12 protein-coding genes are annotated in these 13879 nt (G+C 59.4%); 3 read left to right on the plus strand and 9 right to left on the minus strand.

The window, feature by feature from the left end:
• Positions 1 to 68: 68 nt before the first annotated feature.
• The 3 genes from ACR3EM_RS16710 to pdxR form a co-directional block, all read right to left on the minus strand.
• A complete protein-coding gene (locus ACR3EM_RS16710; RefSeq protein WP_480471771.1) occupies positions 69 to 2882 on the minus strand; it encodes a molybdopterin oxidoreductase family protein in 2814 nt (937 codons plus the stop codon).
• A 169-nt stretch (positions 2883 to 3051) separates the two neighbouring features.
• Positions 3052 to 4818, minus strand: coding sequence for a sulfoacetaldehyde acetyltransferase (gene xsc, locus ACR3EM_RS16715; protein WP_480471772.1), 1767 nt, complete (start codon positions 4816 to 4818; stop codon positions 3052 to 3054).
• 124 nt (positions 4819 to 4942) lie between these two features.
• The gene (gene pdxR / locus ACR3EM_RS16720) at positions 4943 to 6403 is read right to left on the minus strand and encodes a MocR-like pyridoxine biosynthesis transcription factor PdxR (protein WP_480471773.1); all 1461 of its coding nucleotides are present in this window, start codon (positions 6401 to 6403) and stop codon (positions 4943 to 4945) included.
• 117 nt (positions 6404 to 6520) lie between these two features.
• Between pdxR and ACR3EM_RS16725 the strand changes: the two genes are divergently transcribed.
• Both ACR3EM_RS16725 and ACR3EM_RS16730 read left to right on the plus strand, forming a co-directional pair.
• The gene (locus ACR3EM_RS16725) at positions 6521 to 6829 is read left to right on the plus strand and encodes an ArsR/SmtB family transcription factor (RefSeq protein ID WP_480471948.1); all 309 of its coding nucleotides are present in this window, start codon (positions 6521 to 6523) and stop codon (positions 6827 to 6829) included.
• Positions 6822 to 7853, plus strand: a complete 1032-nt coding sequence (locus ACR3EM_RS16730) for a permease (protein ID WP_480471774.1) — start codon at positions 6822 to 6824, stop codon at positions 7851 to 7853. Before ACR3EM_RS16725 ends, ACR3EM_RS16730 begins: the two co-directional genes overlap by 8 nt.
• 41 nt (positions 7854 to 7894) lie before the next feature.
• Here the strand turns inward: ACR3EM_RS16730 and ACR3EM_RS16735 are convergent, their stop codons facing one another.
• Both ACR3EM_RS16735 and ACR3EM_RS16740 read right to left on the minus strand, forming a co-directional pair.
• On the minus strand, positions 7895 to 8284 hold the full coding sequence (locus ACR3EM_RS16735; RefSeq protein ID WP_480471775.1) for a hypothetical protein: 390 nt from the start codon (positions 8282 to 8284) through the stop codon (positions 7895 to 7897).
• Positions 8285 to 8338: 54 nt separating this feature from the next.
• Entirely contained in the window at positions 8339 to 9100 is a 762-nt protein-coding gene (locus ACR3EM_RS16740) for a DUF1013 domain-containing protein (RefSeq protein WP_480471776.1), read from the minus strand.
• Between the two features lie 130 nt (positions 9101 to 9230).
• On the opposite strand from ACR3EM_RS16740, the gene ACR3EM_RS16745 reads away from it, so the two are divergent.
• A complete protein-coding gene (locus ACR3EM_RS16745) occupies positions 9231 to 9860 on the plus strand; it encodes a ribonuclease T2 family protein (RefSeq protein ID WP_480471777.1) in 630 nt (209 codons plus the stop codon).
• Here ACR3EM_RS16745 and ACR3EM_RS16750 read toward each other — a convergent pair.
• The 4 genes from ACR3EM_RS16750 to ACR3EM_RS16765 form a co-directional block, all read right to left on the minus strand.
• Positions 9857 to 10345 carry a hypothetical protein gene (locus tag ACR3EM_RS16750; RefSeq protein WP_480471778.1) on the minus strand — a complete coding sequence of 163 codons (489 nt, stop codon included), beginning with the start codon at positions 10343 to 10345 and terminating at the stop codon, positions 9857 to 9859. The genes ACR3EM_RS16745 and ACR3EM_RS16750 overlap by 4 nt on opposite strands.
• 621 nt (positions 10346 to 10966) lie before the next feature.
• A complete protein-coding gene (gene recR, locus ACR3EM_RS16755) occupies positions 10967 to 11560 on the minus strand; it encodes a recombination mediator RecR (protein ID WP_480471779.1) in 594 nt (197 codons plus the stop codon).
• Positions 11561 to 11624: 64 nt separating this feature from the next.
• Entirely contained in the window at positions 11625 to 11969 is a 345-nt protein-coding gene (locus ACR3EM_RS16760) for a YbaB/EbfC family nucleoid-associated protein (RefSeq protein ID WP_480471780.1), read from the minus strand.
• A gap of 141 nt (positions 11970 to 12110) precedes the next feature.
• Positions 12111 to 13868: a DNA polymerase III subunit gamma/tau gene (locus ACR3EM_RS16765; RefSeq protein ID WP_480471949.1), complete on the minus strand. Its 1758-nt coding sequence runs from the start codon at positions 13866 to 13868 to the stop codon at positions 12111 to 12113.
• Positions 13869 to 13879 lie beyond the last annotated feature (11 nt).

Genomic DNA, 13879 nt, shown 5'->3' on the forward strand with positions numbered 1-13879 from the left:
CCCCCTCTTGAGCCTGCGGCTCAATTCACCCCCGGGATATTTTTGGCCAGATGAAGTGCGGATCCGGATCATTTGCCAACCTTCCATGCCAAGTCCTTTGGTCCGGTGCCAACGGGCGACTTGATCGGGGCAAATTCGGGCTGGCTTTCGGCATCTGTCGGAGGATCGGCTTTTTCGATTTTGACCTTCAGATCGAACCACGCGGCCTGACCGGTGACCGGATCGGAATTGGCCCAGCGCAGGCCATCGCCCTTCGGTGGAAGAAGCTCATGGATCAGGTGGTTCAGCAGGAAACCCTTGGTAGCTTCGGGTGCATCCTCCTGCAGGGCCCAGGCGCCTTTGCGTTTGCCGATGGCGTTCCACGTCCAGACGGTGTTCTCGTTCAGCGCGGCCATTTCCATCACGGGCACAGTGATTTCCCCGTGTGGAGAGCTGACTTTCGCCCAATTGCCGTCCCGCAAGCCGTACTCACGCATCAGTTTGGTGGGCACGTAGAGCGGATTGCGCCCGTGCAACTGCCGCAGCCACGCGTTCTGTGTGCCCCAGCTGTGATACATCGCCATCGGGCGTTGGGTCAGGGCGTTGACGGTGAAGCCCTCGTTGCCGTGCTGATCGGTTTCGTACCAGATTGGCAGCGGGTCCATGGTGTCCTTGATGCGCTGACGCAGGTGTTCAGGCGGCTGACGGTCGCCATGCCCTTCGGCTGCCAGTTGGAACTTGCGCATCGGTTCGGAATAGAGCTGGAACAGATAGGGTTGAGGGCTGTCATAGATACCCATGCCCACGGCCCAGTCCTGATAAGCCGTGTTCCAAGGCTTGTAGTAGTCTGCACCTTCGGGAATATGCGCGACGTAGAAGCCGCCGTTTTCGATATAGCGGTTCAACTGCTCGGGATTGACCTCGCCACGCCCTTCCTTGTCGCCGTTTTCGCCCCGGAACCCGGCGAGCGGGCCGATGCCCGGCTTGCGCTGGTGGTTGACGATGTAGTCAGCGTAGTCTTTCCACTTGGGTGTACCATCCTCGTTGGTGAAACCCGGCAGGCTCATGCGGTTGGCGAGTTCGATCAGGACCGACTGAAAGCCGCGTACGTCGCGGTCAGGCTCGATCACCGGCCAGCGGATCGCGTCGGCGGCGGCATCAGCCTCGCAGATTGGGCGGTCGAGCAGCGAGATGCAGTCGTGCCGTTCCAGATAAGTGGTGTCGGGCAGGATCAGGTCGGCATAGGCGACCATCTCCGAGGAATAGGCATCTGAATAGATGATCCTGGGGATGACGTATTTGCCGTCTTCGTTCTTTGCCGACAGCATCTCCATCACACCTTTGGTGTTCATGGATGAGTTCCATGACATGTTCGCCATATACATGAACAGCGTGTCGATCTTGTAAGGATCGCCCGCGGCGGCGTTCGAGATCACCATATGCATGAGCCCGTGGGCCGACATCGGGTTTTCCCAGGTGAACGCCTTGTCAATTCGTTGCGGCGTGCCGCAATCGTCGATCAGAAGATCTTCGGGGCCGCGTGGGAAGCCCAAATGCGGGCCTTCCAGCGGGCGGCCGGGGCGACGGTCGCCATGCGGGGTGGGGTGCGCCTCGACCGGTTTGGGGTAAGGTGGCTTGAAGCGGAAGCCGCCGGGTACTTCGACCGTGCCCAACAGGATTTGCAGTACATGGAGTGACCGGCAGGTTTGGAACCCGTTGGCATGGGCCGAAATCCCGCGCATGGCATGAAAACTGACCGGACGGCCGACCATTTTCGAGTGCGTCTCGCCCCGGAAATCGGTCCATTCGTGATCCAGCTCGATGGCTTCGTCAAAGGCGACACGGGCGATCTCGGCGGCGATGGCGCGGATACGTTTGGCAGGGATACCACAGCGTTCGGCGACGGCCTCGGGGGCATGGTCGTCTGAGAGGTATTTCTCGGCCATGAGGTGGAAGACCGGGCGGTGAGTGACGCCGTCTTTTTCATAGGTAGCCGACAGGTCCGGACGGACGCCGGGTTTGTCGAAGGCGGTCGGTTCACCGGTGATGCGGTCGATCACCAGAGGTTTGCCATCCGCATCGCGCAGGAACAGACCTTTTTCAGGACCTTCAGCAGCGTTCACCAGAACCGGCGCATTGGTGTAACGGCTGAGATAGTCGAGGTCGATCTTACCCGCTTTCATCAGCACATGGATCAACGACAGGATGAACAAGCCGTCGGTGCCCGGCGTAATCCCGACCCAATCGTCTGCCACAGCGTTATAGCCCGAGCGGATCGGGTTTACCCCGATCACGCGTGCGCCACGCTTCTTGATCTTGCCGATGCCCATCTTGATCGGGTTGCTGTCATGATCCTCGGCCACACCAAACAACATGAACAGTTTGGTATGGTCCCAATCGGGCTGGCCGAACTCCCAGAACGCGCCGCCCATGGTATAGATGCCGCCCGCAGCCATGTTGACCGAACAGAATCCGCCATGGGCCGCGTAGTTGGGCGTGCCGAAGTTCTGGGCCCAGAACGATGTGAAGCTTTGGCTCTGATCGCGACCCGTGAAGAAGGCCAGCTTCTGCGGCGCGGTCTCATGTAGCTCGTTCAGCCAGCCGACGGCTGTGCTGATTGCTTCGTCCCATTCAATCTCGCGGAACTCACCAGATCCGCGTGGCCCAACCCTGCGCAGCGGTTTGCGCAGGCGCGACGGCGCGTTGACCTGCATGATCCCGGCGCTGCCTTTGGCGCACAGAACGCCCTTGTTCACAGGATGGTCACGGTTGCCTTCGATATAGGCGACCTTGCCATCTTTCATATGCACGTTGATGCCGCAGCGGCAGGCACACATGTAGCATGTTGTGCGCCGAACCTCGTCTGAAACCTTGGGCGACAGGTCGATCTTGGGCTGCTGCATTTCGTAAATTCTCTCCCTGCGGCCGATCGCCTTATTGCCCGAGCCTTGTTGCCATTCTTGAGAGTTCTGGCGCCAGGCTCAAGCTTTTCGTTACTTTTCCGGAGGTTTTCCGGTTTTTAGAAACAAACATATGAGGGCCGGACCCATCGGACCCGGCCCACACATCACATTATTGAGGACGCATGTCGCCTGCGTCGATGCCCGCCACTTCGACCGGCTTCTTCATGGCGTCACGGCGGAAGGGCTCGCCCAGTTCCTGATTGATCATGGCTTCGATCAGGGTGGTGATGCCGTTTTTCTGATCTTCAACGGCTTGCGCCAGCGCTGCGGTCAGCTCATCCATGGTGCGGGCTATGACACCTTTCAAACCACAGGCTTGCGCGATACCGGCGTAAGACACCTTGGTGTCCAGTTCGGTGCCGACGAAGTTGTCGTCATACCACAGGGTCGAGTTCCGCTTTTCCGCGCCCCATTGGTAATTGCGGAATACCACCTGAGTGATTGCGGGCCATTCCTCGCGACCGATTGCCGTCAACTCGGTTACCGCGATGCCGAACGCACCGTCGCCTGAGAAGCCAACCACGGGCGTATCCGGGCAGCCGATCTTGGCGCCGATCACCGATGGCAGGCCATAGCCGCAAGGACCGAACAGGCCGGGGGCCAGATACTTGCGGCCTTCTTCGAAGGACGGATAAGCGTTGCCGATGGCGCAGTTGTTGCCGATATCGGACGAGATGATAGCCTCTTTCGGCAGAGCGGACTGAATCGCACGCCATGCCATCCGGGGGCTCATCCAATCGGGTTTGGCCGAACGGGCGCGTTCGTTCCAGGTGGTGCCGGGGTCGTCGTTTTCGTGGTCCATCGACGACAGCTCCTGCGCCCAGGCCGATTTGGTCGTGGCGATCAGGTCCTTGCGCGCCTGGCGTCCTTCGTCGCCTGCGGTCCCGGACAGTTTTTCCAGCAGGGTTTCGGCAACCTTCTTCGCGTCGCCTACGATACCGACGGTGACGGGTTTGGTCAGACCGATACGCTCGGGTTTGACGTCAACCTGAATGATCTTCGCCTCGGTCGGCCAATAGTCGATGCCGTAGCCGGGCAAGGTCGAGAACGGGTTCAGTCGGGTGCCCAGTGCCAGAACAACATCCGCCTTCGAGATCAGCTGCATCCCGGCTTTCGAGCCATTGTAGCCCAAGGGGCCAGCGTGCAGCGGGTGCGAGCCGGGGAAGGCGTCGTTATGCTGATAGCCGCAGCAGACCGGCGCATCTAGACGTTCAGCTAGCGCAGCGGTTGACGGAATGGCACCGGCCAGTACCACGCCCGCGCCGTTCAGGATCACGGGGAAACGTGCGTTCGACAGCAGTTCAGCAGCCTGATCCAGCGCCGCTTCACCGCCCGAGGGCAATTCGAAATCGACGATGCGGGGCAGTTCGATATCGACGACCTGCGTGAAGTAATCGCGCGGCACGTTGATCTGTGCCGGGGCGCTATAGCGCTTGGCGTTCTGGATCACGCGGCTCAGCACCTCGGCCATGCGCGAGGGGTCGCGAACTTCTTCCTGATAGCAGACGCAGTCGGCAAACATGTTCATCTGCTCGATTTCCTGGAAACCGCCCTGGCCAACGGTCTTGTTCGCGGCCTGCGGGGTCACCAGCAGCAGCGGCGTGTGGTTCCAGTAGGCGGTCTTTACGGCCGTCACGAAGTTCGAGATGCCGGGGCCGTTCTGCGCGATCATCATCGACATCTTGCCGGTGGCACGGGTGTAGCCATCTGCCATCATTCCGCCCGAGCCTTCGTGGGCGCAGTCCCAGAAGGTGATACCGGCTTTGGGGAAGATATCGGAAATCGGCATGAAGGCCGAACCGATGATGCCGAACGCATGTTCAATCCCATGCATCTGCAGCGTTTTTACAAAGGCTTCTTCGGTGGTCATTTTCATCTGCGTGTTCTCCGATCATGGATGGCTGTAACGGGATCTCTCGCCCCTGTTTTCCGCTCGGTTTTGACCCAAGGGTGACTGTGGCGTTAGGGCCAGAACCAACAGCGGGATAGGTCCAGTAGTATTATGCCTGACGAATGGTCTCTGCGATTTGCGCGATCCCCGGTCCGATCCGATCGGGCGTGATCGAGGAATAGCCGAGGCGATAGTAGTTCTTTGGACGGTCGGGGTCCGAGAAGAAGGGCTCGCCCGGTTCGATATGAACGCTCTTGTGCTGCAACTGATGTGCAAGCTGCGTGGTATCTATATGTGTCGGTGCCTGCATCCAGATTGATGATCCGCCCAGCATTCCCCGGCCCGCGACCGTGAGGCCGGATTGACGGATCGCGTCATCGATGGCCACGCGTCTTTGTTGCAGAGCTTTGGACATCCGCCGGATCTGCGCATCGTAATGTCCGAGAGACAGGAAGTAGGCCGCCGTGCGCTGCACGTGCCCGGGGGGATGGCGCAACACCAGCGAACGCAAAGCACGCGCCTCGCGGATGAAGCTTTCGGACCCAACCATGTAGCCCAGCCGCAACCCCGGAAACAGCGATTTCGAGAAGCTGCCGACGTAGATCACGCGGCCCTCCGTATCCAGCGAGCGCAGTGCAGGTGAGGGCGCCCCCAGAAAGGACATCTCGAACTCGTAATCATCCTCGACGATCATCGCGTTCAGCTCTTTGGCGCGTTTCAAAAGGGCGTGTCGGCGCGCGATGGGCATCGTGGCCGTGGTGGGGCATTGATGGCTTGGTGTGGTGAAGATGACATCGGTATCATCAGGTATCGCATCTGGCGGCAAGCCATCTCGGTCGACGCGCAATGGTGCCAGTTTGCATTCGGAATGCACCAGCAAATCACGCAGGGCGTAGTAGCAAGGGTCTTCGATGGCCGCTTTGCGATCACGGTTGAGCAACACGCGCGAGGCCAGCCACAAGGCGTTTTGGGCACCGAGAGTGATCAGTATCTCTTCTGGGCGCGCGGCAATACCGCGCCGGGGCAGAGTGTGGCGGGCGATGAACTCGATCAGCATCGGGTCGTCGCGATCCACATAATCCCCCGTCAGCGTATCGAAATCCTTGTGCCCCAATGCGCGCACAGCACAGAGACGCCAGTTGGCATGATCGAACAGCCCCCTGTCGGCCTGACCGTAGATGAAAGGATAGCGGTATTCGCGCCAGTTGCTGGGTTTCGGCAGTATGTCCCCGCCCGAGAACCGGCGCGCAAAGGCGCGATCCCAGTCTACCGTTTCGGTCTCGCGCCTCATCGGCGAATAGGTCGGCGGCACCGGGGCATTTTCCGAGACGTAATAGCCCGAGCGCCCTCTGGACGTGAGATAGTCATTGGCCAGCAGCTCGGTATAGGCCAGCGTGACCGTGATCCGGCTGACACCCAGATGCGCAGCCAGTTTTCGGGACGAGGGCAGTTTCTCTCCCATGTGAAAGCGACCGGACAGGATGCCTTCGGCAATCAGCTGCTGGATCTGGGCCTGAAGCGTGCCCTGTGCGTTTCGTTCCAGAAAGAAGGTGTCGACCGAGATACTCATGGATCGCTTATATGCTGGACTTAAGGCGGGGGCAATCTGGACTTACTGTCAGAAGATGATTGACACGTGGTGGCGAAAAAACTAAATAACCAGAAATCTAGTTTAATGGAGTTGAAAATGTGGGAATCAGCTGCTGCCGGGTTCTCGGCCATGGGGTCCGAAGCCCGGCTGAAAGTTCTCAAGACCTTGGTACGGGCAGGGCAGACCGGTTTGACTGTCGGAGAGATTCAGAATCGCACAGGCATCGCGCCGTCGACTCTGGCACATCACCTGCGGTTTCTGGCCGCCGGTGGCGTTGTTGAGCAGGAGAAGATCGGGCGCAGCACGATCAACCGGGCGTGCTTTGATGAACTTAGAAACCTCGCGCAATTCATCCTCAGCGAATGTTGCGCGGACGAAGTAGGAAAGGCCGCAAACGATGGCTGAGCTGACACAAAACCCCAAGCCGCTGGCGCGCAACTTAGTTGATCTCATCAAGACGCCATGGGCCTTGATCATAGCCTTGTTGATCGCCGTCGCGTTGCTCGATCCCGGCAACTGGACCGCGGTCGTGACATTTGCGGCCAAAGCGCTGGCCCATACCGGGCAATATATCCTGTTTGCGGTGCTGCTGCTGTCCTATCTCAAGGCGACGGGGGCCGAGGTGATGGTTGCCCGCGCCTTTGAAGGGCGCGAAACAAGGATGATCTTTCTGGCCGCGGTGTTTGGCGGTCTTGCACCATTCTGTTCCTGTGAGGTGATCCCGTTTATCGCCGGGCTTCTGGCGTTGGGTGCACCCTTGTCGGCGGTCATGGCCTTCTGGCTGAGCTCTCCTCTGATCGATCCGCCAACCCTTTTGATCACCGCAGGTGCGCTGGGTTGGCCCTTTGCCATCGGCAAGGCAGTTGCCGCCGTCGCGCTCGGCCTGTTCGGAGGTTTCGCGGTCCGGGCTTTGATGCGTGGCGGTGCCTTCACCCAGCCCCTGCGTGAGTACAAACCTGCGGGCTGCTGTGGGTGTGGCCCAAAGAAAGATGACAAACCGGTCTGGAAATTCTGGCAGGTGCCCGAGCGTCGGGTCCGCTTCCGGTCCGAGTTCGTTCATAACGGCCTGTTCCTGTTGAAATGGCTGGCGCTGGCATACGTCCTTGAGGCGCTGTTGGTCAGCTATGTGCCAGCGGACCTGATCGCGCGTGTCGTCGGGGGCGAAGGTGTGGTGCCCATTATTACCGCTGCTCTGGTCGGTATGCCTGCCTATCTGAACTCATATGTCGCACCGCCGCTGCTGGCGGGGCTGATGGAGCAGGGGATGACGGCAGGCGCTGCCATGGCGTTCATGATCGCGGGCGCTGTCAGCTCGATCCCGGCAATGGCCGCGGTCTGGTCTCTGGTCAAGCCGCGTGTCTTCGCCACCTATCTGGTGCTGGGGGTCAGCGGAGCCGTCATCTCGGGCGTTCTGTTCCAGATGATCTGAAGGAAAAACCGCCCGGTGATGTCACCGGGCGGTTTTGCTCGTTAGCTTGCCTCGCAATAGCGAGGCAGTTTGAACCGGTATCTCGGTTCTCCACTCTCAACAAAGATGCGTTTTTCCACGCAGGCGCTGGTACCAACGCTTTGCGAGACCGGGGCCTCGGTCGACGTGATCGACGTCGCCGATCCATCTGGCAGACGCACCGACGCGATAACACCGTTTTTAAGGTCTCCGTTGATCGGTGTCGCCGACAGCACGGGAACCGTCATGAACGAGTGGTGCTCGTGCTCGCCACTGTCGTTCAGCAACAGCAATGCGGCAGCAACCGCGATCACCCCAACCCCACCCAGGATGGCAAGGCCTTTGGTTTTGATGAACGCATAGATTGAGACGGCGCGGTGCGGGCCGAAAATTGCGGATAGAAAGCTCAGCATTTCATTCCCCAAAAGAAAACGGCCCCAACCGGTCGGGTCGGGGCCATCTGCGCATCAGGGGCGCAGGTCGTCCTCGTCTTCGTCGCTGCCGTCACCTTTGGGCAGGTTGAAGAAGCTGTCGGCGTCGACGATGACATCATCGTCTTCCTTGTCCTCAGGCTCATCAGACAACGAGAAGGTTTCCAGACCTTCAATCGCGGTCGGAATCTTCGGTGCCGAATCCATTTCGAGCGACTGCTCGGTCGAGACCAGTTTGCGACGCTCATCATCGCTCATCACGCCGCCTTCGGCAGCTTTCTTCGCGGCAGCTTTCTGCACGATCGCATCCAGTTCGGACTGCTTACACAGGCCCAGTGCAACCGGATCGATCGGTTGCATGTTGGCGATGTTCCAGTGCGTGCGCTCGCGGATCGACTGGATGGTTGGCTTGGTGGTGCCAACCAGCTTGGCGATCTGACCATCGCTGAGTTCGGGGTGGAACTTGACCAGCCACAGGATCGAGTTTGGACGGTCCTGACGCTTGGACAGCGGGGTGTAACGCGGGCCACGGCGCTTTTCCTCGCCCGAGGCAGCCGGGTTGAACTTGAGCTTCAGCTTGTGCAGAGGGTTGTTCTGCGCCGCGTCAATCTCTTCCTGAGTCAGCTGGTTGTTGGCGATGGGATCGAACCCTTTGACACCTGCGGCCACGTCGCCGTCTGCGATGCCCTGCACTTCCAGTTCGTGCATGCCCACGAAATCCGCGATCTGCTTGAAGCTGATCGTGGTGTTGTCCACCAGCCATACGGCTGTTGCTTTGGCCATAAGCGGTTTTGCCATCAGCCCGTCTCCTATAAATACACCTGTCCCGTCGCCGGAATTCGGCGGCCCCGTGGTCTTGGGGCAGGTTTCCGTTGTCGGGGAACTTGGGGCCTATATAGTCGCGTCACGTTAAGAAGGGAAGAGGCGAATGCGCTGGGTGATTTTGTGGATGCTGAGTGCCGTGACTGCGTTGGCCGAAGGTGAAAAGGCGGGCGAGTTTGACTATTACGTCCTGTCGCTCAGCTGGTCGCCCAACTGGTGCGCCCGTGAAGGGGATGCGCGTGGCTCGGATCAGTGTGATGCGCGCCATGACCACGGGTGGATATTGCACGGCCTCTGGCCGCAGTTTCATCAGGGTTGGCCTTCATACTGCCGCACACCTGAGGCGCCACCCACGCGCCTCATGACGCGGGAAATGGAGGATATTCAGGGCTCATCCGGGTTGGCCTGGCACCAATGGAAGAAGCACGGCACCTGTTCGGGCCTCAGTGCATCCGACTATTTCGCCCTATCGCGGCAGGCTTATGCAGGTGTTGCGCGCCCCGAAGTGTTCCGCAAGCTGGACGCCACGGTCAAACTGCCCGCCTCAGTAGTGGAAGAGGCCTTTCTCAAGGACAATCCGACGCTTGAGCCCGACATGATCACCATCACCTGCAAGCAAGGCTATATCGAAGAGGTCCGCCTGTGCGTGTCCCGCGATCTTGACCCGGTGCCCTGTGGCCGCGACGTGATCCGTGATTGCACCGCCAAAGACGCGGTGTTTGATCCGATTCGTTAGAGCTTTTTGTTCTGGCAGTCGCGGGCATAGTCCAGCGCTTTTGCAGTGCCTTTGAGATCAATCGCCATGACAGTCTGACCTTCCGGATTATAGACAGTCATGGTCTTGTTCTGCGCAATCGATGTGACGAAACTCCGGTCCGTAAAGAACACCGTCGCGCCGGGCACGCGATCCTGATTGAACCCGATGGCGGTGGCATTAAAGCTCTTGCCGTCCAGATCAAACCGGATCGGGTATTTTTCCCCCGGTTTAATGTCGCCCCAAGCCTTGTTGTAGACGGTGAAGTATCCGCGATCGTCCAGCGCATCATAGCCCAGCCGCACCACCGAGAGGTCCTGATACACCGTCTGGATTAGGCACCCATTGCCGAGGTTGGGGTCCATCATGATGTTCCAGCCTTCGACGAAGCCTTTGTCGATGAGTGCCTGCGACAGGGCAGCAGTGGCGGTGAATGCGGCAAAGGTTATGGCGAGAAAGCGGGGCATTTGTTTTGTTCCTCAGAAGCGTATAAGCACGTTTTGGTTATTGATTGCTAAAGATTATCTAAACGAAATCAGGTAGCCAAATAAGTACTATCTGCAGCTACCTGAAGTGAGTACCCCCGGTTCATCGTTTAGTACTGCAGCGACCTCCCGAGCATAACATGCGAGCGACAGATAGCCCGTACTGCTGAGAGAGTAGAACAAGAACCTTATTTCCCTGCCATTTTGTCTACTGGCCACGAACATTTGGCTAACTGCATCAGGGCGGTTCGCTCTAACTTTGTCGAAAATTTCCGATAACTCCTTTGCGCCTGGAGCGTAGTCGACATCTTGCCAACGATCTAAGAAGAAGACTAGGGCGTCGGTGTCATCCAATCCTGATGGTCGTACATCAGGGTTAATGTCAGGATTTGCGAGAGCAAGCGCATGATAAAAAGCGTCAAGGGTAGGGTCATCCATCTTGGAGAAGATAGCAACTCGGAGTTTTTCGTGACCGTCGGCCTTTAGTGAAGTCGTCGAAACGAGAAGCAATAGTACAGTTGCGAATATGCTTAAGAAAACTCTGAGCATTTGTGGTAAGATTCCAACATCTTCACTTTGTTTACATTGCGAATACTTGTTGGTCTACAATTCCTTCCGCGCCCTAAGCGCCGCAGTAATCGTCCCATCATCCAGATAGTCCAACTCGCCCCCAATCGGCACACCCTGCGCCAGCGAGGTCAGGCGTACCTGCCCCTCTAACTGATCGGCGATGTAATGAGCGGTGGTCTGACCGTCGACGGTGGCGTTTAGGGCAAGGATGATCTCGGTGATACCCTCGGCCACAACTCGATCCTTCAACCGCGGGATACGCAATTCATCCGGGCCGACCCCGTCCAGAGCAGACAAAGTCCCGCCCAGAACGTGATAGCGACCCTTGAAGACCCCGGCGCGCTCCATTGCCCAAAGGTCGGCGACGTCCTCAACCACGCACAGCTCTCCGGTCGCGCGAGCCTCGGCGTCGCAGATGTCACAGATGTCGGTGGTGCCCACATTGCCGCAATTCAGGCACTCGCGGGCGGTGATGGCTACTTGTTGCATCGCGTCCGATAGCGGCGTCAGCAACAAGGCGCGTTTGCGGATCAGGTGCAGCACCGCGCGGCGGGCCGAGCGGGGGCCGAGGCCCGGCAGCTTGGCCATCAGGTCGATCAGATTGTCGATGTCACTGTTCGAACTCACTGCGCGTTCTCCTGCAAATGGGCCGGACTTGGGTGCCCGGCCTCGACTCCGTCAGGAGTGCCTATCAGAACGGCAGCTTGATGTCGGCGGGCAGGCCCATGCTTTCGGTAAGCTTGGCCATCTCTTCCTGCGAACGCTCGGCGGCTTTGGTTTGCGCATCCTTGATCGCAGCCAGGATCAGATCCTCGACCACTTCCTTGTCGTCGCCGTTGAAGATCGATGGGTCAATATCGAGCCCTTTGAGCTCACCCTTGGCCGTGGCTGTGGCTTTGACAAGACCGGCACCGGATTCGCCAACAACCATCAGATTGTTCAGCTCTTCCTGCATCTCGGTCATCTTGGTCTGCAGGTCCTGTGCGGATTTCATCATCTTGGCCATGTCGCCCAGACCGCCGAGTCCTTTGAGCATCGATATTCTCCTGTAAATCGCGTTGCCGTCTAAATACGGGTGGCGCGGACCCGGCACAAGGGGCGAGGCGTGTCCCGTCCGTCGCCAAAGTCTTTGGGAAGGCCTTTCCGCCGGTTGAGCCTCACAGGTTTCGCCTCGACCTCAATCCTCCTCGAACGGGTCCCATTCGTCTTCGACCTCAGGCAGGGCTTCGGTTTCGACCTGCGCCGCGCGTTGCTCAGGGGTTTCGATCTTGGTGATTTTGGCCTTAGGGAATTGCGCCAGCACCGCCTGAACCAAGGGGTGTTCGGTGGCCACCTGCTTCAGCGCCAATTCTGCCTCATCGCGAATTTCAGCAATCGTTGCTGCATCGCCATCGGATACAATCGTCACGGCCCATCGATTACCAGTCCAGCGCTGCAAAGCTGATCCGAGCCGAGGGGCAAGGTCCGCGGGCGCATGGGGGGCGGGAGTAAACTCGATCCGACCCGGCTGATAGGAGACCAGACGTACACCGTTTTCAACTTCGACCAGAAGCTTGACGTCCCGATTGATCCGGATCAGTTCGGCCACATGGTCGAAAGTAGGGTAGCGGGCCAGAGCGTTCGCCACGTCCTGGGCCAACGCTGCCGAGGGCGCGCCAGCTGGGTTGCGCGTTGCCGCATAGGTCGTTTGCGTCGCAACGGGGGTTGAGACGTTGCTCTGCGTGGCTGCCGGCAAGCCGCCTCCCGGCCCTCCGTTTGGAGGAGGCATGGGCGCATCCTGAAGGCGTTTTATCAACTCCTCAGGGCTGGGCAGGTCGGCCACATGAGTGAGGCGGATCACGGCCATTTCGGCGGCCATCATCGCGTTGGGCGCGGCGGCAACCTCTTCGAGTGCCTTCAGCAGCATCTGCCACATGCGGGTCAACACGCGCATCGGCAGGGCATCTGCCATCTGCTGGCCCCGGGCGCGCTCATCGGGCGAGACGGTAGGGTCTTCGGCGGCGTCTGGCGTGATCTTCACCACCGAGACCCAATGGGTAATCTCGGCAAGATCACGCAGAACGGCCAGCGGGTCTGCCCCTTCGGCATATTGGGCGCTGAGCTCGGTCAGGGCACCGGCAGCGTCGCCGCGCAGGATCATATCTATCAGGTCGAGCACCCTGCCACGATCCGCCAGGCCCAGCATCGCGCGCACCTGATCGGCGCTGGTTTCGCCCGCGCCATGGCTGATCGCCTGATCCAGCAACGAGGTCGCGTCGCGGGCAGAGCCCTCGGCGGCGCGTGTGATCAGCGCCAGCGCATCCTCGGCAATCTGCGCGCTTTCGGCATCTGCGATCTTGCGCAGCAGGCCGATCATGTCTTCGGGCTCGATCCGGCGCAGATCGAAGCGCTGACAGCGAGAAAGCACCGTGACCGGAACCTTGCGGATCTCGGTGGTGGCAAAGATGAACTTTACATGTTCGGGCGGTTCCTCAAGCGTCTTGAGCAGCGCGTTGAAGGCGCTGGTCGATAGCATGTGGACCTCGTCGATGATGTAGATCTTGTAGCGGGCCGAGGCGGCGCGGTAGCGGACGCTGTCGATGATCTCGCGAATATCATTCACGCCGGTGCGGCTGGCGGCATCCATCTCCATCACGTCGACATGGCGGCCTTCCATGATGGCGACGCAATGTTCACACTGACCACAAGGTTCGGTGGTGGGTTTGCCTTCGCCATCTGGGCCGATGCAATTCATGCCCTTGGCGATAATCCGGGCGGTGGTGGTTTTACCGGTGCCGCGGATGCCGGTCATGATGAAGGCCTGCGCGATGCGGTCGGCCTCGAACGCGTTTTTCAGCGTGCGGACCATGGAGTCCTGGCCAACCAGATCGGCAAAGGTTTCCGGGCGATATTTGCGGGCAAGCACCTGATAGGCGGGGCTGGGCGTGTCGGTCATGTCTGCTTTCG

The sequence above is a fragment of the Ruegeria sp. AH3 genome, from assembly GCF_056536265.1.